The organism is Citricoccus nitrophenolicus (assembly GCF_047305825.1).
In the GTDB taxonomy this organism is placed as follows: domain Bacteria; phylum Actinomycetota; class Actinomycetes; order Actinomycetales; family Micrococcaceae; genus Citricoccus; species Citricoccus nitrophenolicus.
This window is the reverse complement of record NZ_CP063070.1, coordinates 1497645-1517623: the sequence shown is the minus strand read 5'-3', so window position 1 is coordinate 1517623 and position 19979 is coordinate 1497645. Positions and strand designations below refer to the sequence as shown.

The window sequence follows — 19979 nt, the reverse complement described above, 5'->3', positions numbered from 1 at the left end:
TCAGGCACCCCGGTGGGCTTGGTAGATGGCGCGGATCTCCGGTTCGTCCGTGGTGTGCGTCTCCTTGTCCAGGATGAACTGCCCGTCCCGCACGGCCACGATCCGGTCCGAGACCTCCAGGGCTAGGTCCACCTGGTGCAGGGAGCACACCACGGTGAAGCCGTCCTCCGCGCTGAGCTTCTTCAGGGTCTCCAACACGGAGATGCTGGCCGCCGGGTCCAGGGAGGCCACGGGTTCGTCCGCGAGCACCAGACGGGCGTCCTGCATGAGCATGCGGGCTATGGCCACGCGCTGCTGCTGGCCGCCGGAGAGGGTGTCACACCGTTGGAAGCGCTGGTCCACCAGGCCGACCCGCTCCAGGTTCTCCACCGCGCGTTCGCGTAGCTGCTTGGGGTAGGTGGTGATGCCGTAGCGGGGCATGGACAGGGATCCGAGGGCGCCCATCAGCACGTTCTCCAAGGCCGTGAGCCGGCCGACCAGACCGAACTGTTGGAACACGAAGCCGATCTCCGTACGCAGGCGCCGCAGCTCGCGCCGGCTGCAGCCGGCCGGCTCCCGGCCGAGGACTCGCACGTGGCCCTCGGTCGGGGAGTGGCTTCCGTTCAACAGGCGAAGCAGGGTCGACTTGCCGGCACCGGAGGGACCCACGAGGGCGATGAACTCGCCGGGGTGGATCTGCAGGTCCACCCCGTGCAGCACCGTGTTGTCCCCGAAGCGTTTGACGACCCCGTCCAGGGTGATGCTGGGGGAACGCTGCGCGGTCTCGGCCGCGGGCTTCTCAAGCGTCATCACGGCAGACCTCCGCCTGGGTGGTCTCGCAGATCTCGCGGATCGGATCATAGTCCGCGTCCGTGGCCGGTTCGAAGGCGAAGGCGCCCGTGCCGCCCCACTCACAGGCCGGGCTGCCGGCGACGTCCTCACCCCAGGGGGCCGGAGCCTCGCGCTGGGCGTCCTCCTCGCAGAAGCCGGCCTCCACGGCGGAGACGGCGTCATACTGCTCCATGGCGCGGACCACGCCGTCCCTGATGTCCTGGGAGAGCCAGGAGCCCACCACCATGGGAGTGCCAGGGATCGGGTCGGAGGTGAAGAAGGTCTCCGTGTCCCCGTCCTTGATGATGCCGCGGGCCGGGAGCAGTTCCGTCACGAAGGTCTCGGCCACGAATGCGGCATCGCAGTCGCCGGCGATCATCTGGGTGACCGCGACGTCATGGGAGCCGGCGAAGACGGGGTTGAGGTCCTCCTCCGGGTCGATGTCCGCCTCCATCAGGGCGGCTGCTGCGGCCAGGTATCCGGTGGTGGAGGCCGGGTCCGTGAAGCAGACGTCCTTGCCCGGGAGATCCTCCAGGGAGGTGATGCCACTGCCGGGAGCGGTGATGCCGAACGAGCTGATCGAGCCGGAGCCGGGCTCGGGGGAGAGCTGGTCCTTCGCGACCGGCTCGACCTCCGCCACGTCTGAGGCCAGGTAGTAGGAGAACGCTCCGTAGACCGCGATGTCCACACGTTCGGAGACCTGGGCCTCGATCACGCCGGCGTTGTTGCTGACGGCCTGGATCTCCACCGGCAGGCCGGTCTCCTCCTCGATGGCCGCGACCACCGGTTCGAAGGAGGCCAACAGCTCCTCGCTGTTGTCCGTGGGGACCACGGCGAAGACGAGCTCGGACGGGGAATCACTGGTGGTGTCAGCCGGACGGGCGTTGGGGCTTTCGCCACAGGCCGTCAGGGCGATCGTGGCTGCGGCCAGGATGCCCAGGGCCTTGAGATGGGTGCGCATGGTCTCTCCTCGGGAAAGTCCGGATGGGGGTCAGATGGATGTCCGTAGAGGTAAAAATGTGTGGCCTATGCGCTCCGGTGGCAGTGGGGCGCGGGGCCGAGGTGGTTCACATCACAGCAGGATTCGTTGTGGAAGTCAATCAAGATCTCCCTTCGAAACTCATTGACAGCTGGTTCCGGGCGTGCCACGGTATGACCCATCTCACTCGTGCCGCCCTCCGATTGTCGCGGCAATAAACCACACTTACTCATTGGAGTCGCATGGAATATGCAGTGTTTCGTGACCTGAAGGCCCGGCTGGGTCGCCGGCCCGTACCGGGACAACGGCGTGCACTGGTGGGCGCCAGCCTGTCTACTGCGCTCGTCTCGGCCCTGTTGGCACCGGCACCGGCACAGGCGGGACCGGTGTCCGCCGTCGGTGGCCCCTCGCCGTCGTCCGTGGCCCTGGGGGCCCAGGGGAGGGGAGGGGCCGGTGAGCCCGGAACCGTACGGGGAGAGCTGCCGAACGGGGGCCGGTACGTGCTCGTGACCCCGGAGCGGTGGAACGGCACGGTCCTGGTCTGGAACCCCGGCTACGGCGGAGGGGGCAGCGAGCCCTCGGCCGGGCCCGGTGACGGCCTCGTCGAGTGGCTCAAGGCGCGTGGATATGCTCTGGCGGGCACCTCCTCGGCGGAGGGAGGCTGGGCGGTGGAAGGGCTGTTGGAGAACCAGCCGCTGGTGTTGGAGGCAGTTCGTGACCGGCTCGGGGAACCTGAGGACGTGATCGCCTGGGGCTCATCCATGGGCGGGCTGACCTCGGTGGCCGCCTTGGAGCAGCACTCCGGCCTCATCGACGCCGCCCTGCCCCTGTGCGGGTCCGTGGCGGGGGCCATCCCCATGCTCAACGGCAGCCTGGACGGCACCTTCGTCCTGCGGACCCTGCTGGCGCCCGGGGACGAGCGGCTGCAACTGGTCAACATCAGCGACGAGGCCGAGCGTCAGGCTGCCTTCCGCGAGGTCCTTGACGCGGCGCAGGGTACGGCGGAGGGCCGGGCGCGCATCGCCCTGGCGGCCAGCCTCGCCCAGATCCCCACGTGGACGCAGGCGGAGGACGGCAGACCGGCGAAGAAGGACTGGGAGGCCCAGCAGGAGCAGCTCTACGCGGCGTTCATGTTCGGCGTGGTCTCCCCGCGCCAACCCCTGGAACAGCAGGCGGGCGGCAACTTCTCCTGGAACACGGGCGTGGACTACGGGGCCGCGCTGGCCGGCTCCGAGCAGCACCGGTTGGTGCGGAACCTGTATCGGCAGGCCGGGTTGGACCTCGAGGAGGACCTGGGGGCGCTCGCGGAGGCAGAACGGATCTCCGCAGATCCCTTCGCGGTGGCCTACATGCAGCGGAATGCGACGCCGGCCGGGGACCTCGGCGGCCCCGTCCTGTCCCTGCACGAGACCGGGGACACGGCGCCGACCGTCACACAGGCCCGCACCTATGCGGACCGGGTGCGGGACCACGGGGACCAGTCCCTCCTGCGTCAGGCCTTCGTGGACAGGCCCGGACACTGCGACTACGCGGACGCCGAGATGGCGGCCATGGTCCAGACCCTGCAGCAGCGGCTGGACACCGGGCGCTGGGGTTCCTCGGCCCAACCGCAGAGGCTCAACCAGGTGGCGGACGGCATCGCCCAGCGGGACGGGTTGGATCGTGGGGGATCGTTCGAGGCCGCCCGGCCCGCCCCGATGAACCGTTCCGAACGTGGGCCCGCGCCCACCGAGATGACACGGGAGGGGGTACTGGAGGGGGACCGTCCGTACTCGCTGCGCCGCCCGGCGGAGTGGAACGGGGACCTCGTGATGATGCCCGGCCGGCCCGACCTGACGGGGACCACCGCACAATGGCTGGCGGAGGAGGGCTACGGGCTGATCGGCTACGAGCTCAGTGACGGCTGGGACCTGGTCCTGGACGAGTCGAACGCCACGGCGGCCGTGGAGCTCTTCGGCCAGGAGGCCGGTGCGCCGGAGGACGTGGTGGTCGCCGGCCGATCCCAGGGCGGGCTCACCACGCGGATCATCGCGGACTCCGCGCCGGACTGGCTGGACGGCTCGCTGCCGATGTGTGGCGGCGGAGCGGGAGCCGTCAGCACGTGGAACTACAAACTGGACACGGCCTTCGCCCTGCGCGAGTTGGTGGACCCGGACTCGCCCATGCGGATCCAGGGCATCGAGGATCGCGATGCCGAACTGCGGGCCATGAACGATCTGGTGGCCCTGGCCGGCTCCACCGAGCAGGGCCGCGCGCGAGCGGTACTGGCGGCCTCCCTGAGCAAGATCCCCGCCGTCGACCCGAGCACGGGCGAGGAGATCAGCCGGCAGCGCCTGGATGATCGGATCGATCGGTACATCGAGCACCTGCCCTTCGCCATGGGCGGCCACGTGCGGGCCGGATACGAGGAGACCGTGGGTGGCACCTTCTCCTGGAACACCGGAGTGGACTACGAGCAGGCGATCAGGGATTCCGGGCGGTGGGCCGAGATCAAGCAGGCCTATGCCCGTGCCGACCTCTCCCTGACGCAGGATCTGAGTGCCCTGTCCGGCGCGGAGCGGCTCCGCGCCGATCCCGAGGCCGTGCGGTTCGTGGAACAGACCGCCACTTTCACCGGACGTCTGAACACCCCCTCCCTCTCCCTGCACACCACCGGGGACGGGGCCGGCACCGTGGCCGATGACGCCGCGTACCGATCCGCCGTCCAGGCGGCAGGGTCATCGCGGCAGCTGCGGCAGACGTTCGTGGCCGCGGACGGTCACTGCACCTTCACCCCGGCGGAGGAGGCCGCAGCCCTGGACTCCCTGTTCGACCGGGTGGAGACGGGCCGTTGGGACTCCACCTCGCCGCAGCAGCTGACCCGGCGGGCTGCAGCGATCGACGAGCGGTCCGAGCTGGACCTGGGATCTGCCCGCTTCGCCGTGGGCCGCGCCCCCGGTCAGCCGGCGCGGATGTGGGATGTGCGGAACTGGGGCGGCTATCCGGGGCTGTGACCCCGGCCGTGGGCTGCGGTGGCGGCTGCTGTCTCTCCGGCTTCGTCAGCTGACCGGCACTCCAGTTCGTCCAGGTCCTCCGGCACCATGAACTCCCCGGAGAACCCTGCTCCGGCGTGGAGCCACTGACCCCGTTCCCTGTTGCCCGGCACCAGATGGTGCACCGCCAGCCGCGGCACGCCGGCTGCCTCCGCCACCCGGATCGCGTCATCAACGGAGCTGTGGGACTTGCGGTGGTGCTCCAGGGAGGCCGCCGAGGTGGGGTCGGCGCGGTCCCCGTACTGCCGTTCCATGAACTCGAAGTCCAGGGCCTCGTGGAGCAGGAGCCCGGCCCCGGTGGACAGGCGAACCAGGTTCTCGGTGTAGGCCGTGTCCCCGGAGACGACCACGGAGCCGTCCGCCGTGTCGAAGCGGAAGGCGAAGGCCGGGGCGATGGGCGGGTGCCGCACCAGGACGGCCGTGACGACCACGTGCTCATCGTGGAAGACCACCCAGGGGTCCATGGTCGGCGTCGGGCATGCATCGGGGTGATATCCCGTGCCGCCGGGGATCTCGATGTCATCGGCCTGGAAGATGTCCGTGGGGCTGGGGCGCAGGGAATCGATGACACGGTCATTGATGTCCGTGGCATGGGCCTCCATCAGCTTGTGGAACATGGTCCGGGTGCCCGGCGTCGGCTGTTCCGGGTGGAAGGGTGCCGGTGGTTCCGTGGCCAGCGGGGACGGCGGCGGCAGCATGCCGCGGTCCCCGGGTCCGAGGATCGGTACCGGACGGCCTCGGCGATGCTGCAGGGCCGTGAGCGAGTACAGCACCACGCCGTTCAGGTCGACGGTGTGATCGGAATGCAGATGGGTGAGGAAGATCCCCTTCAACCGCCCCAGGTCCAGGCCGGCCCGTACGGCCTGACGTCCGGCCCCCTGCCCGCAGTCCACCAGATAGAAGCCGTCCCCGGCCACGATGGCCGTGGCGATGCCCGAGCGCTCGGTGTCGCGCCAGAACCGGGGCCCTCCGGCGGTGCCGAGGGCGATGACTCGCGTGCCGGCGGTGGCGGCCAGGTCCGGCATTCAGGCATCCATTTCGGTCTTGGTCCTCGAGTCCGCGTCCTCGGGGAGGGCGGGCTGAGGACGTCGGCGCACGAACCGGATGATCCGCGGGACGGCGAGGAGGGCCACGGCCAGGCCCAGGATGACCAGGGCGATGGGGCGCTCCAGGAAGATCCCCAGGGTCCCGTCCCCGATGGCCAGCGAACGCCTCAATTCGGATTCCACCATCCCGCCGAGCACCAGCCCGAGGACCAGCGGGGCCACGGGGTAGCCGTGTTGCTTCATGAAGACGCCGAAGATGGCCAGGCCGGCGGCGAGGAAGGCGTCGAACAGCCGGGTGGACACCGCGTATGCGGCCACGATCGCCACCACCAGCACCACCGGGTACAGGTAGGTGTACCTGATGCGGAGCAGGGAGGCGAAGACGGGGGCCAGGGGCAGGTTGAGCGCCAACAGGATGACGTTCCCGACGTAGAAGGAGGCGATCAGGCCCCAGACCAGGTCCCCCTGCTGTTCGAAGAGCTGTGGGCCGGGTTGGATGTCGAACATGATGAAGGCGCCGAGCAGGATGGCGGTGGTGGCCGAGCCGGGGATGCCCATGGTCAGGGTCGGGATGAAGGCTCCGTTGACCGCTGCATTGTTGGAGGCCTCCGGGGCGGCCACGCCGCGGATGTCTCCATGGCCGAACTGGGATTTGTCCTTGGCGATGCGCTGTTCGACCCCGTAGGTGAAGAACGTGGCCAGGGTGGGTCCGGCACCGGGCAGGACGCCGATGATGAATCCCAGCAGGCCGCCGCGGCCGATCGCACCGCTGGCCTTGCGCAGGTCCCGCCTCGACAGGATCATGTCCCGGAACCGGGTGCGGATCGGTTTCACCTCTCCGGCGGCGCCCTGTGTTGCGAGCTCGGCCAGGGCCACGATGCCCACCACCACAGCCACCAGGCTGACACCCGAATACAGCTCGGAACGGTCGAAGGCGAAACGCAGGGCCGAGGTCTGGGAATCGATGCCGACCATGGCGATCATGGCACCCACCACGGCCATCAGGATGCCCTTGACCGGGTTCTTGCCGATGATGCCTCCCACCGTCAGTAGTCCGAGCAACATCAGGGCGAACATCTCCGGAGGCCCGAAGTTGAGGGAGATGGCCGCGAAGAACGGGGCCAGGACGCTCAGGAAGACCACGGAGATGGTGCCCGCGATGAAGGAGGAGATGGCCGCAATGGCCAGAGCCTGCCCGGCTCGGCCCTTCAGGGCCATCTGGTGGCCGTCGATCACCGTCACCAGTGCCGCACCGTCGCCGGGGGTGCTGATGAGGACCGCGGCGATGGTGGACCCGTATTCCGTGCCGTAGTACAGGCCGGCCAGCATGATCAGGGCCGTCACGGGATCGAGCGTGAGGGTCAAGGGCAGCAGGATGGCCACGCCTGAGGCCGAGCCCATGCCGGGCAGCATGCCGATCACCGTGCCCAGCAGGACCCCGATCAGGCAGAACAGGAGGTTGTGCGGTTCGAAGGCGACGCTGAAGCCGTTGAGCATGTCCTGCATCAGGTTCATGTCAGAGTCCCATCAGGCTGTTGGGGAAGCGAACGGAGAGCAGCAGATCGAAGACCAGCCACAGCATGAGTGCGGTGACGGCGCCCATGATCAGGGCGGTGGTCGGTTTCAGCCTCTCCACGAACAGGGCGATGGACAGCACCACCAACGGCATGGCGATCATCATCCCGATGAGCGGGGTGACCATGAGCCCTGCGACGAGGATGAGCAGGATGAGGATCGGCTTGACCAGGTCACGTGCGCCGGGCTGTGACTCCTGCTCGTGCCGCCGTCCCTCGGCCGCCGCCGCCTTGGCCCGGCGGTACCCCCTGAACTCCTGTGCCAGCAGGATCAGACAGCCCGCCATCAGCAGGAGGCCCATCACCGCCGGAGCCGCCCCCGGACCGAGAGGATTGGTCTCTGCGGTCAATCCATAGGACAGGGCCACACCGGCGTAGGCGGCGCCGAGGATGAGGAGGAAGGCAGGGAAGGCCATGCCCACATAATTCGGCCGAACCGCCTCCGGCCCACTGCGCGGACCGGGGGGACCCGCGGGGTCCAGCCCCTCCTGCACCCGTTCTCCGTCTGGGGTCACCATCGGGATCACTCCATGTTCTCGAGCAGGTTCTGCTCGCTTTCCTCGATGTACTCGGTCAGCTCGTCCCCGGTGATGAACGTCGGGGAGAGGGCGTTGTCCTCGATGTACTCGTCGTAGGCGGGGCTCTCGGTCCAGGCCTCGATCGCGTCCATCCAGTAGTCCTCCTGCGCCGGCTCCAACTCGGGTGCGCCGAAGATGATCCGCCACTGGGTGGAGAACCTCTGCTCCGCGCCCAGATCGCTGGCGAGCGGGACGTCGGACAGCTCGGGGTGGTCGGCCGCCTCGGCGCCCGTACTCAACATCACGTCCAGCTCACCTGCCTCCACCTGGGGGAGGAATTCGGCCGCTTCGAGGATCGCCAGGTCCACGTCGCCGGAGAGGACACCGCGGATCGAGTCGCCACCGCCCTCGTAGACCACGGGGTTGAGGGTCATGTCGAAGGCCTCCGCCAGCTGCCCTGTGAGCAGGGAGTCCGCGGCGCCCGAGCCCACCTGCGCCACGGTGAGCCCACCACCGTTGCCCTGTTCGACCATCTCCTCGGCGGAGCTGAAGGCGCCTGACTTGGCCACAACGTAGGAGACGTCCTCGGCCACGAGCGCCAGCTGGGTGTAGTCCTCCCAGGTGTAGCCGACGTCCTGTTCATTGGGGCGGACCACCATGTTCGAGTAGTTCCCGACGCCCACGATGTCGCCCTTGCCGGGCTCGTCCTTGACGATCAGGACGCCATCGACCGTGTCGTAGTTCTCCACCACAGTCGAGTCGCCGGTGTGCTCTTCGACGGCACTGGCGAACGCGCGTCCGAGGATGTCGCTGCCGCCACCGGGTTGGGCGCCCACGGCGATCTCCAGGGTGCCGGAGGGGCTCCAGGTGCCGTCTTCATGGGTTTCGCCCCCGGAGCCTTGGCCGCAGCCGGCCAGGAGGAGGAGGGAGAAAGCTGAGGTTGTCGCGAGGATTTTCCGGGTCATGAGAGTTTCCTTTCGGACGGTGCTTGAGGTGCGGAGGGCCGGGGTCAGTCCAGGGTGAGTGAGGTCTGACGAATGGAGTCACCTGCCTCCTGGAGCGCTGCGAGCTCCTGGCGGGAGAGGTCGGGGAGTGCGGCTCGCGAGCAGCCGTCCACCCACCGGGTGGGCAGGGCCATGAAGGACTCGGGTAGTTCTTCGATGCCGGCGGTGGAGACCGTGGTGATGACCTGTTCGCCGGCGGCCAGGGAACGGATGAGATGCATGACGCCGGCACCGCTGGCCCAGCCGGAGCTGCGCCCCGGTTTGAGCCGGGACCATCGCTCGAACCAGCCGTCGACGTCGGCCCGTACCCGCTCGATCGAGCCGTCCGGCCAGTCGACGGGCTCGCCGTTGACGAGCACCGTGGAGAAGACCGGGACCTGCCCCTTGCCGTGCTCGCCCAGAACGCTGGCCTGCACCGAGGTGACCTCGGTGCCGAGCTCCCGGGCGATCGCCAGACGGAACCGGGGGGAATCGTTCAGGGCGTATCCGATCAGGCGATCGGCGGCGAAGCCATGCTGACGATGCAGCCAGTCGGCCAGGATGTCCACGGGGTTGGTCAGCAGCAGGACCAGACCGTGTTCGCCTGCCTCGCGCTGGATCTGTTCCGCCATCGAGGTGAGCAGCTGCGCGTTGGCCGCCAGGAAATCGCGGCGGTCCCCGCCCGGGGTCTCCGGCAGGGAGGCGGCAACGACGACGAGGTCGACGGGCGCGTCGGGGGAGCCGGCATGGATTCGGGGACGGTCGATGCCGAGCACGGCCTGCGCGTCCGTCAAGTCGATCCGGTGCGCCTCGACGAGGTTGTCCCGGCGGTCCTGCAGGAACAGCTCACCGCCGACCGAGTGGGTGGCGAGCGATGCCGCGGCGGATGAGCCGACCAGGCCGGCCGCGCCGATGATCGAGATCCGTTCGGGCCAGGATGGCGTGGGCGCGTTCATGCGATCCGGTACTTCGCGAAGGTCTCGTCGGTGAACAAGATCCCGTGACCGGCCGCCGTCGGGACCGTGGCCCGTCCGTTGGCGATCTCAAGCCGGTTGGACGTGTAGGGCTCGAGGAAGGGGAAGTACTCGACGTAGACGGTGCTGTTCGTGGCGGCGGCCAGGTGGACGTTGAGGTCGGTCATCAGGTGCGGGGCGAAGCCCACGCCGTGTGACTCGGCCAGGCGCATGATGCGGACCATCTCGGTGACGCCGCCGACCATGCAGACATTGGGCTGGACCATGGTGAAGGCGCGTTCGGTGACGTAGTCGAGGAACGCGGCGGAGCTGCAGTGGTGTTCGCCTCCGACGATGGGCATCGGCAGGTGCCGGGCCAGCTCCACATGGGAGCGCCGGTCGGTGTACACGACGGGTTCCTCGAACCAGAAGATGTCGTGTTCCGCCAGCTGACGGCCCAGGGAGAGGGCGCTGGAGTAGCTGAGCCGTTCGTTGGCATCGATCATGATCTTCACGTGGTCACCCAGCGCGGACCGGACGGCGGCGATGCGGGCAGGGTCTTCATCCGGGTCTCGGCCCACGCGGATCTTGACGGCGTGGAAGCCGGAGTCCACATATTCCTGCGAGAGCTGGACCAGCTCATCCACGGAGAGGCGCCCGCCGGCCTTTCCGGAGCCGTAGACAGGGACGTCGTCCGTGACCTGTCCGATCTCTGCGGCCAGTGAATGGCCGTTCGACTTCGCCTTGAGGTCCCACAGGGCGATGTCGATGCTGGCCATCGCGAAGCGATTGATGCCGGTGCCCATCCGGTGGGTGAGGTCCTCCATCGCATTCCAGATCCGCTCGGGCTGCGAGGCGTCCCGCCGCAGGACGTGGGGGACGAGCAGATCGTCCAGCAGGGCCTTGACGGAGGTGCCGCCGGCATGGTCGGTGATGAAGCTGTACCCCATCCCTGTGAGGCCCTCGGAATGGACGGTCACCCCGATCAGCTCGTGGTGGGCATCGTCGAAGTCAGCGGTCTCCCGCAGGAAGGGCACCCGAAGGATCCAGGTGTCGATGTTCTCAATCTTCATGCCGCTCGTTTCGTGATGGTGCTGGTGATATGTTCCGTGAGATGGAACACTGGTATTTCAGGTGGCACAAATGATCGTGGTCCACGTCACACGGTCTGTCAATAGGTGTGGCCTGATTCCGGATATGCTTCCGGCTGCGGGCCGTGATTCGTCTCAGGAGGGATGTCCATGCAGGTCGTCACCAACGCCCTACGCGTTGTCGAATGCGTCATCACCCACCAGCCCGTGGGGGTTTCGGAGATCGCCCGGCGGCTGGATCTGCCGAAGTCCTCGGTGCAGCGGTCCCTCGAGGTGCTCCAGCGGAACGGCTGGTTGAAGCGGGACCGTGCCAACCCACGGCAGTGGATTCAGACTCCGCGCATCTGGACGTTGGCGCATGCCGGTCCCGGGTTGGAGATTCGGGAACTGACCTGGGAGGTGCAGCAATGGCTGAACCAGGAGACCGATGAGAGCATCCACGTGACCCACCAGGAGGCGGACAGCATCGTGGTCGTGGACCGGGTCGAGTCGACGAAGTCGATCCGCGTGTTCGATCCCATCGGGACCACCGTGCCGATGCACCTCTCCGGCTCGGGCCGGGCGCTGCTGGCCACCTGGGGCCGGTCCGATCTGCAGGCGTACCTTGACCGTCAGTTGGTGGCCCTGCCGGACGAGCAGCGTCCGGAGCCTGAGCAACTCCTCGCCGAGGTGGACGAGATCCAGGCCCGAGGTTTCTCGGTCAACCGTGGCAGCTGGCGCTCGGAGATCTCAGGGGTGGGCATCGCACTGCCGCTGTCCGGGCCGGGGAACCCGGCCGAGTATGGACTCGCCATCGCCATCCCCAGCCACCGGTTCGAGGAGGACAAGGTCCGCCACTATGGCGAGCTTGTGGTGGAGGGGCGTGACCGGATCCTGGCTGCAGTCGGTCTCCCGCCGATGGTCTGAGGACGGGTGTCATCGGGTGGCTGCAGAGGCCAGCCGCCGTTCCATCTGATCGGCGAACGGCCGCAGGCGGCGGGCCAGGGATCGGGCGTCGTCCGAACGGTTGAGCCGCAGGTAGGGGAGCGTGACCGTCACGGCGGCCACCGGATGGCCGAGGCCGTCCCGGATCGGCATGGCCAACGCGGCCACGCCCGGTTGCGCCTCGCCGACCTGGATGGCCCAGCCGCGCTGGCGCACCTTCTTGAGTTCAGCCTTGAGCTGGACCCAGTCCTGGATCGTGCCCGGCTGCACCGTCTCCAGGTCCATGCCCTGATATCTCGCCGCCAGCTCGTCGTCGCTCAGCCCGGCCAGCATCGCCCGGCCCGCGGCGGTGGCGTGGGCTGGAGTCACGGTCCTGACCGGGCGGGCGATTCGCACCAGATGGGTGCCCTCCTCCGTCAGGATGAACCGGATGTTCCGGCCCTCCAACACGGCCAGACTGGTCGTCTCGAGCAGCCCCTCGGCCACCTGCCGCAGGGTCCCTCCTAGGAGGGTGGGCAGGGTCGAGCCCCGTGTGACATCGGCGGCGACCTGCCGTAGTACGGAGCCCACCGTGTAGGGACCGTTGCGCAACTCCTGGTCCACGAAGCCGGCGTCGGCGCAGGTCCGCAGCAGTCGATGTGCCATGGAGGGGCTGAGCTGCAGGGCGCCGGCCACCTCGGTGAGTGTCACCTCGCCCCGGGACGCCACCAGCTGCACAACGTGGAGTGCGCGCTCAGCGGTCTGGAGCATGACCATCGGGTTTCCTCATAGTGGAAAGCGTGCCATGGGTGATCGTTGTCACACAAGGGAGCCGGAGCTCTGCGGCGGGGGCCGTCGTTCTGCTGTTTTCCCGTGTGGGGAAAAGCGGACTCATTCCGTTGTCGATCGCCCACATTCGGCCTTTACTTCTGGAATCAGCCGCATCCGTTCCAGACAAAGGACGCATCATGATCTCGCGCACCGCATCCGTCTCCCCGTCGCTCCGCCGAGGCGTGGTTGCCGCACTCGCGGTCGGCACCCTGGCCCTGGCCGGCTGTGGTTCCGGGTCGCCCACCGGCGCCGAGGGTTCCGACACGACATCTGCCGCAGGTGCCTCGGCGGAAGGCTCGGGGGAGTTGACCAGCATCTCCGTCGGAACCATTGCCATCGCCTCCTCCACTGAGCTTCGCTACGGCGTGGCAGAGGGGATCTTCGAGGACCATGGTCTGGACGTCGAGCTCGTTGAGGGCCAGGGCGGTGCGGCACTGGTGCCGGCCGTCCAGAACGGCTCCATGCAGTTCGCCGTGGGCAACCCCATGTCTGTGCTGACCGCGGCGGATCAGGGGCTGCCCATGAAGGTGGTCTCCGGGTACTCCTGGTCCTCGGCCGAGGGCGAGGACATCAACGCGGTGTTCGCCCGCAAGGACTCCGGCATCACGGGCTTCGAGGACCTCGAGGGTCAGACGGTGACCGTCAATGCCATCCACACGCTGGGCGATCTCTCCATCATGGAGTCGGCCGAGATGGCTGGGGCGGATCCGGAGGAGATCAACTTCAACGAGATGCCCTTCCCGGACATGCTCGCGCAGTTGGAACAGGGCAACGTGGACGCCGTGTGGTTGCCGGAACCCTTCATGGGCCGGGCTCTGGCCGATTCGGAGAACGTGGTGGTCGGGTATCCGAACCAGGAGGTCATGGACGGCATGCCCCTCACCATCGCCTTCACCAGCGAGGAGATCGCCGAGGAGGACCCGGAGCTGGTGTCGGCGTTCCAGGAGGCCCTGACGGAATCGGCCGAGCGTGCGGCACAGGACGAGGAGGGGGTCCGTGCCATGCTGCCCGAGTTCCTGAAGATGGACGAGGAGACTGCCCAGTCCATCCGGTTGGAACCGGCGCATACGGACCTCCCGGTGGAGAAGATGCAGGCCATCTATGACCTGATGCTCACCTACGGGATGGCCGACAACCCTCTGGACGTGGCGTCCCTGTACGTCACGCCTCAGGCCGATTGACCGTCCCGGGCGGCCGCGTTGGAGCAGTTGGAGCAGTTGGAGGAGAAGGCATGAGAGTTGCTGTCATCGGAGCAGGCATCGGAGGGCTGGCCGCCGCGGCCGCCCTGCGGCGGCGCGGCATCGACGCGGAGGTGTTCGAGCAGGCCCGGGCGCTCGGGGAGATCGGGGCGGGGATCTCGCTCGCGTCCAACGGTTGGCGGCTGCTGGAGCGCCTCGGTCTCCTGGAGCAGATCGAAGGTGTCGGCTCGCACCTGGACCAGGGGTACTTCCAACTGCGTGAGGACGGCTCGTTCATCTCCACCCTCCGCGAGCCCGGGGCGGCCTGGGACCGCCGGGTCTTCGGGGTGCACCGTGCCGACCTGATCGAGGTGCTCGCCTCCGCGGTGCCGGCATCCGCCATCCATACCGGCCATCGGCTGCTGGAACTGGAAGAGCTCCCTGATGGAGTGCACCTGCGCTTCGAGAACGGGAAGACGGCACAGGCTGATGCCGTCATCGGCGCTGACGGCATCCACTCCGTGGTGCGCCGCCACGTGGTCGGCGAGGTGGCTGCACCGCGCTCCTCCGGAACGGCCGCGTACCGGGCGCTCGTCCCCGTCACAGGGGAGGGCGATTGGGAGTGGGGCACCTCGAAGATGTGGATCGGACCGGGGAAGCACTTCCTGGTCTATCCCATCCGGGCCGACCGTCTGATCAACATCGTCGCAGTGGTTCCCGCCCACGGTGGGGAGCGGGACTCCTGGACGGCCCCGGGTGATCCCGCGCAACTCGCCGCGGAGTTCGCCGGCTGGGATCCGGTGGTCACCGGGCTGATCGAACAGGTCACGGACACCTTCCAGTGGGGGCTGTTCGACAGGCCACCGCTGACCAGCTGGACCAGCGGACGGCTCGCCCTGCTCGGCGACGCCGCTCATGCCATGCTCCCGCACCTCGGCCAGGGCGGCAGCCAGACCATCGAGGACGCCTTCGCGCTGGCCGCAGCGCTCGAGGGATCGACGGTGGAGGACGCGCCCGCCGCGCTGACGCGGTACCAGGAGCTGCGCCTCCAGCGGGCGAACGCCGTGCAACTGGCATCCGTGGAGGCCGGCCACCTCTACGATTCAGTCGTCGAGGAGGACTACGACGCGCGGGACGAGCGGATCCGGAGGATGGCACCCTTCTACGGGTGGCTGGGCAGCCATGACGCCGATTCGCTCGTGGCCCCGCCGCTGGCGCCCTCGCGCTGAGGAGGGGGACACCGCAGGGCTCATCGCCAACAACTTGATGTTTTCGATGGATGGAGCGAGATCGAGACCCGCGCTGAACACCGCTCCGGAACACCGCTCCGGAACGCCCGCCCAAGTCTTCACCGCCCGAGTCTGCCCGGCCGGTCCGGTCCGTGCCATGATCGGAGGACATGCGCCCGGCAGTGGGACCACCGGCCGGTGCCGACAGAGGACCTCCACACCTGAAGGAGCCACGCCCATGGCCCAGGAACCGATGCACCAGGCCGGCCACGAGTCCACACAGGACGTGGTGGTGGAGTTGCAGGACGCCGTCCTCACCATCACCCTCAATCGCCCTGCGAAGAAGAACGCGCTGACCGACGCGATGTACGGCACGCTGGCCGACGCGATCGGACGAGCGGACTCGGACGCCGCGGTACGGGTGGTCCTGCTCCGTGCCGAGGGTGACCTCTTCAGCGCCGGCAATGACCTCGCGGACTTCAGCCGCCTGGCTGAGCAGATCGCCGGCAGTACCGCCGACCAGGCGAACACCGAACTCGCCGTTGCCGCCACGACCGAGTCGGCGGAGCCCGCCGGGCCGAGCGGGCCGGCGTCGGGCATCACCGGGCAGATGAACGTCTGGCGGTTCCTGCACGCGCTGGCGGCCTGCACCACGCCGATCGTGGCAGCGGTGCAGGGCAAGGCCGTGGGCGTGGGGACCACCATGCTGCTGCACGCCGACTACGTGGTGTTGGCAGAGGGGGCCCAGCTGATCACCCCGTTCGTGGACCTGGCCCTCGTCCCGGAGGCCGCGTCCACCCTGCTGTTGCCCCAGCGCATCGGCCACGTACGGGCCTTCGCGATGTTCGCGCTCGCCGAGCCATTGGCTGCCGAGGACGCCGTGGCCACCGGTCTGGCGAACCGGGTGGTCCCGGCGGAGGCGTTGCAGGACACGGCGCGGCAGGTAGCCGCAGCGCTCGCCGCCAAGCCGGCAGGCTCGTTGACCGCCACCAAGCGCCTCATGCGGGACGCGGAGGCGCTGGGGCCGGTGATCGACCGAGAGGTCGCCGTGTTCACGGAGCGCCTGGCCGGCCCGGAGGCCCGCGAGGCCTTCGCTGCCTTCGCCGAGCGGCGTTCCCCAGACTTCTCCCCATTCTCCTGACTCGCCTGACATCCGAACCGGAGGCATCCCCATGACCGAGAACACCGCCCGCCCCGACTCCGAACGGTCCCTGGCCGGCCGCACGATGCTGATGTCCGGAGGTAGCCGGGGCATCGGGTTGGCCATCGCCCTACGGGCCGCCCGGGACGGGGCGAACATCGCCCTGCTCGCCAAGACGGCCGAGCCGCACCCGAAGCTCGAGGGCACCGTCCACACGGCGGCCGCCGCCATCGAGGAGGCCGGCGGGCGCGCCCTGGCCATCGTCGGGGATGTGCGCGACGACGGCTCGGTCGCCGACGCGGTGGCTCGCACCGCGGAGCGCTTCGGCGGGATCGACATCGTGGTGAACAACGCCAGCGCCATCGACCTGTCCACTACGGCCGAGCTGCCGATGAAGAAGTACGACCTCATGCAGGACATCAACACCCGCGGCTCGTTCCTGCTGGCCCAGACGGCCCTGCCTTGGTTGGAGAAGTCAGCGGCCGCGCACATCCTGACGCTGAGCCCGCCGCTGAACCTCAACCCGGAGTGGGCGGGGCGGCACCTGGGCTACACGATCGCCAAGTACGGGATGTCCCTGGTGACCCTGGGGCTGGCGGAGGAGCTGCGCGGGCAGTCGATCGCCGCGAACAGCCTGTGGCCGCGGACCACCATCGCCACCGCCGCCGTGCGCAACCTCCTGGGCGGTGAGGAGATGGCGGCACGGTCCCGCACCCCGGAGATCATGGCCGATGCCGCCTGGGAGGTCCTCACCCGGGACCCGGTGGAGTGCTCCGGGAACTTCTTCCTGGATGACGAGGTGCTCGCCGAGGCCGGGATCACCGACCTCTCGGCCTACGGCGGCCCGGCGGAGACCCTGGAGCGAGACCTCTTCCTGGACGGTTGATCCACCGCGAGGGGGTCACAGCATCCCCTCCGGCCACGCGGAGGGTCGGGCTCCCTCCGGGGAGGTCAGCCCTCCAGATTCAGCACGATCGACTTGGTCTGCAGGTACTCGTTCAGGCCTTCAGGGCCGTTCTCCCGTCCCCAGCCGGAGGCCTTGACGCCACCGAAGGGGACCGCCGGGTCCATCAGGCCCCAGCCGTTGATCCACACGATCCCGGCCTTCAGGCGTGAGGACACCCGGTGACCCTTTGCGGTGTTGCCGGTCTGGACGCCTCCCGCCAGGCCGTACGCCGTGCCGTTCGCCGCCTCGATGACCTCCTCCTCGGTGTCGAAGGGCTGCACGGTGAGTACCGGACCGAAGACCTCGCGCGCCACCGCCGGATGGTCCTCCCGCACGTCCGCCAGGACCGTGGCCGGATAGAAGTACCCCGGCCGATCGGGATCGGGGTTCCCTCCGACGATCACCCGCGCCCCGGCGGAAACGGTCTCCGAGACCAGCCTCGCGACCCGGTCGAACTGCTTGCGGCTGATCAGGGGACCGAACACCGACTCCGGGCGGGTGATGTCTCCCCAGGGGATGTTGGCCACAGCTTGTGGGAGCCGCTCGAGGACCCGCTCGTAGACCGGGCGTTCGACGTACAGCCGGGACCCGGCCATGCAGAACTGGCCCGCGTTGAAGACGAAGGCCTCGATCGCCGTGTTGATGGCGCGGTCCAGATCGGCGTCTGCGAACAGGATGTTCGCCGAGTTCCCGCCCAGCTCGGACACGACCGGCCGGAGGTTCTTCCCGGCGTGGCCGGCCACGTGGGCGCCCACCTCGGTGGATCCGGTGAAGGCCACCTTGTCGACCTCCGGATGTCCCACCAGGCGGTCGCCCAGCTCGGAGCCGACTCCCGTGATGACGTTGAAGACACCATCCGGGATGCCCGCCTCCTGGAGGATCTCGGCCAGCATCAGGGAGGAGAGCGGGGTGTCGTCGGCGGGCTTGAGGACCACCGAGTTACCGGCCGCGAGGGCCGGGGCGATCTTGGAGGTGGACAGGATCAGCGGGAAGTTGAACGGCGTGATGGCCGCGACCACGCCGAGGGGTTCGCGCTGCACATAGGCGTGGACGTTCCCCGGGGTCTCCCGGACGGACCCGTCGATCTGCTGGGCCAACATGCCGTAGTACTCGAACGCACCGACGGCGCCGTTCACGTCCACGTTCGTGGCCATGCCGATCGGCTTGCCGGCGTCCTGGCTCTCGATCTGTCCCAGCTGCTCGGAGCGTTCCCGGATCAGGCGGGCGACCTCGAGCAGGATCCGGGCCCGTTCGCGGCCCGGGAGACCCGACCAGACCCCGGAGTCGAAGGCGGTACGGGCCGCAGCGACGGCGGCGTCCACATCTGCGGTGGTGGCGCGGGCGACGTCGGTCAGTCTCTCCCCGGTAGCGGGTGCCTCGACGGCCATGAGGCCGCCCTCGGAGGCTGCACGCCATTGTCCGGCGATGAAGAGCCGGCCGGTGGGGAAGAGGTCCTTGCGAACGTGCGACGAGGTTTCAGTGACGGTCATGCTGGGCGTCCTTCACGATGGTGGCGGTGTTGAGGGGCAGGGGGAGCAACCCTCAGTGCTTGATGAGTCCCCGGATGTTCTTGCCGGCCTTGAGGTCCACGTATCCCTGGTTGATGTCCTCCAGGGCGTAGGTCCGGGTGATCAGCGAGTCGAGCACCAGATGTCCCTGCATGTAGAGGGAGAGCAGGCGCGGGATGTCATAGGTGGGGTTGCAGTCGCCGAAGAGGGCGCCGCGGAGTGTCTTCTTGAACAATGCCAGGATGGTGCCGGGGACCGTGACGGAATTGTCCTCGAGGACCCCCATGCTGGTGACGACCGCGGTCCCGCCCTTGCGGATGGCCTCGAAGGCGGCCGTCGTCACGGATTCCTCGAGGTGTCCCACGGTCACGATTGCCTTGTCCGCGCCGACACCGAGTGTGAGGCTCCGGGCGATGTCGGCTGCCTCAGCGGCATCCGCGGTCGCGTGCGTGGCCCCCAGCTGCAGAGCCGTCTCCCTCTTGAATGGCTCCGGATCCACGGCGATGATGTTCGCGGCACCCGCATGGCGGGCGCCCTGGACGGCGTTGGAACCGATCCCCCCGACCCCGTAGACGATCACCGTCTCACCGGCACGGACGTCGGCGGCATAGACCGCCGAGCCCCACCCGGAGGGGACGCCGCAACTGACCAGGGCGGCCTTGTCCAAGGGGATGTCCTTCGGGATGGGGACCACCGAGTTCTGGTGGACCACGCCGTGTTCACTGAAGGTGCCCAGGGAGTTCATGCCCCCGTAGTGGCCGTGCTCCCCGGTGAAGACGAAGCGATCTCCGGGCAGGTTGCCTACCAGCGCGTTGGCGCCCAGGTCGCACAGGGCCTGCTGACCGGTGGCACACCAGCGGCACGTCCCGCAGCTGGGGATGAAGGAGCAGACCACGTGGTCTCCCTCCTGGACCCGCGTCACTCCTGGGCCGGTCTTCTGGACGACGCCCGAGCCCTCGTGCCCGCCGACGAGGGGGAGCCTCGCTGGGGAGTCCCCCTGCAGGATGTGCAGATCCGAGTGACACAGGCCCGAGTAGGCATATCGGATCAGGACCTCTCCGGGGCCGGGCTCGTCCAGATCGAGTTCCTCGATCTGGAACCCCTTCTCGGGTTCCACGATGACGGCCGCTTGGGTCTTCACATTGCCTCCTGGTGGGTCACCCGACGTTCAGGCTCACTCCAGCCAACTTCGCTGAAGTGTGATCCATGTCACCGTGAGGCTAGGTGAGCGCCTGTGAGGTTGCAATGGCACTTTCG

General features: G+C 68.5%; 17 protein-coding genes. 6 read left to right on the top strand and 11 right to left on the bottom strand.

All coding sequences use genetic code 11. The features are described from left to right. Together phnC and IMT31_RS06950 are read right to left on the bottom strand one after the other, a co-directional pair. Nucleotides 1-789: a phosphonate ABC transporter ATP-binding protein gene (gene phnC / locus IMT31_RS06955; RefSeq protein WP_413544217.1), complete on the bottom strand. Its 789-nt coding sequence runs from the start codon at nucleotides 787-789 to the stop codon at nucleotides 1-3. After that, entirely contained in the window at nucleotides 779-1771 is a 993-nt protein-coding gene (locus IMT31_RS06950; RefSeq protein ID WP_413544216.1) for a phosphate/phosphite/phosphonate ABC transporter substrate-binding protein, read from the bottom strand. The genes phnC and IMT31_RS06950 overlap by 11 nt, the downstream gene beginning before the upstream one ends. A gap of 260 nt (nucleotides 1772-2031) precedes the next feature. Between IMT31_RS06950 and IMT31_RS06945 the strand changes: the two genes are divergently transcribed. Beyond that, a complete protein-coding gene (locus tag IMT31_RS06945; RefSeq protein ID WP_413544215.1) occupies nucleotides 2032-4782 on the top strand; it encodes a hypothetical protein in 2751 nt (916 codons plus the stop codon). Here the strand turns inward: IMT31_RS06945 and IMT31_RS06940 are convergent. The 6 genes from IMT31_RS06940 to IMT31_RS06915 form a co-directional block, all read right to left on the bottom strand. Next, on the bottom strand, nucleotides 4767-5846 hold the full coding sequence (locus tag IMT31_RS06940; RefSeq protein ID WP_413544214.1) for an MBL fold metallo-hydrolase: 1080 nt from the start codon (nucleotides 5844-5846) through the stop codon (nucleotides 4767-4769). The genes IMT31_RS06945 and IMT31_RS06940 overlap by 16 nt on opposite strands. After that, complete coding sequence (locus IMT31_RS06935; protein ID WP_413544213.1) at nucleotides 5847-7382, bottom strand: tripartite tricarboxylate transporter permease; 1536 nt, start codon at nucleotides 7380-7382, stop codon at nucleotides 5847-5849. It lies immediately after the preceding gene. Nucleotide 7383: 1 nt separating this feature from the next. Continuing rightward, a complete protein-coding gene (locus tag IMT31_RS06930; protein WP_413544212.1) occupies nucleotides 7384-7857 on the bottom strand; it encodes a tripartite tricarboxylate transporter TctB family protein in 474 nt (157 codons plus the stop codon). 107 nt (nucleotides 7858-7964) lie between these two features. Continuing rightward, nucleotides 7965-8924 carry a tripartite tricarboxylate transporter substrate-binding protein gene (locus IMT31_RS06925; protein ID WP_413544211.1) on the bottom strand — a complete coding sequence of 320 codons (960 nt, stop codon included), beginning with the start codon at nucleotides 8922-8924 and terminating at the stop codon, nucleotides 7965-7967. A 44-nt stretch (nucleotides 8925-8968) separates the two neighbouring features. Then, nucleotides 8969-9898 carry a malate dehydrogenase gene (locus tag IMT31_RS06920; RefSeq protein WP_413544210.1) on the bottom strand — a complete coding sequence of 310 codons (930 nt, stop codon included), beginning with the start codon at nucleotides 9896-9898 and terminating at the stop codon, nucleotides 8969-8971. Beyond that, entirely contained in the window at nucleotides 9895-10968 is a 1074-nt protein-coding gene (locus IMT31_RS06915) for a mandelate racemase/muconate lactonizing enzyme family protein (RefSeq protein WP_413544209.1), read from the bottom strand. The genes IMT31_RS06920 and IMT31_RS06915 overlap by 4 nt, the downstream gene beginning before the upstream one ends. A 162-nt stretch (nucleotides 10969-11130) precedes the next feature. Here IMT31_RS06915 and IMT31_RS06910 point away from each other — a divergent pair, with 162 nt between their 5' ends. Next, nucleotides 11131-11892 carry an IclR family transcriptional regulator gene (locus tag IMT31_RS06910; RefSeq protein WP_413544208.1) on the top strand — a complete coding sequence of 254 codons (762 nt, stop codon included), beginning with the start codon at nucleotides 11131-11133 and terminating at the stop codon, nucleotides 11890-11892. Nucleotides 11893-11901: 9 nt separating this feature from the next. Here IMT31_RS06910 and IMT31_RS06905 read toward each other — a convergent pair whose 3' ends face one another. Continuing rightward, nucleotides 11902-12660: an IclR family transcriptional regulator gene (locus IMT31_RS06905; protein ID WP_413544207.1), complete on the bottom strand. Its 759-nt coding sequence runs from the start codon at nucleotides 12658-12660 to the stop codon at nucleotides 11902-11904. Nucleotides 12661-12857: 197 nt separating this feature from the next. Between IMT31_RS06905 and IMT31_RS06900 the strand changes: the two genes are divergently transcribed. The 4 genes from IMT31_RS06900 to IMT31_RS06885 all read left to right on the top strand — a co-directional run bounded on the left by IMT31_RS06900 (nucleotide 12858) and on the right by IMT31_RS06885 (nucleotide 17154). Further along, on the top strand, nucleotides 12858-13901 hold the full coding sequence (locus IMT31_RS06900; RefSeq protein ID WP_413544206.1) for an ABC transporter substrate-binding protein: 1044 nt from the start codon (nucleotides 12858-12860) through the stop codon (nucleotides 13899-13901). Nucleotides 13902-13951: 50 nt separating this feature from the next. Then, a complete protein-coding gene (locus tag IMT31_RS06895) occupies nucleotides 13952-15127 on the top strand; it encodes an FAD-dependent monooxygenase (RefSeq protein ID WP_413544205.1) in 1176 nt (391 codons plus the stop codon). Nucleotides 15128-15365: 238 nt separating this feature from the next. Continuing rightward, nucleotides 15366-16268 carry an enoyl-CoA hydratase-related protein gene (locus IMT31_RS06890; protein ID WP_413544204.1) on the top strand — a complete coding sequence of 301 codons (903 nt, stop codon included), beginning with the start codon at nucleotides 15366-15368 and terminating at the stop codon, nucleotides 16266-16268. A 31-nt stretch (nucleotides 16269-16299) separates the two neighbouring features. Further along, entirely contained in the window at nucleotides 16300-17154 is an 855-nt protein-coding gene (locus IMT31_RS06885) for an SDR family oxidoreductase (protein ID WP_413544203.1), read from the top strand. A 65-nt stretch (nucleotides 17155-17219) separates the two neighbouring features. Here IMT31_RS06885 and IMT31_RS06880 read toward each other — a convergent pair whose 3' ends face one another. Together IMT31_RS06880 and IMT31_RS06875 are read right to left on the bottom strand one after the other, a co-directional pair. Then, entirely contained in the window at nucleotides 17220-18704 is a 1485-nt protein-coding gene (locus tag IMT31_RS06880; protein ID WP_413544202.1) for an aldehyde dehydrogenase family protein, read from the bottom strand. 52 nt (nucleotides 18705-18756) lie between these two features. After that, the gene (locus IMT31_RS06875; protein ID WP_413544201.1) at nucleotides 18757-19863 is read right to left on the bottom strand and encodes an NDMA-dependent alcohol dehydrogenase; all 1107 of its coding nucleotides are present in this window, start codon (nucleotides 19861-19863) and stop codon (nucleotides 18757-18759) included. Between the last annotated feature and the right edge of the window lie 116 nt (nucleotides 19864-19979).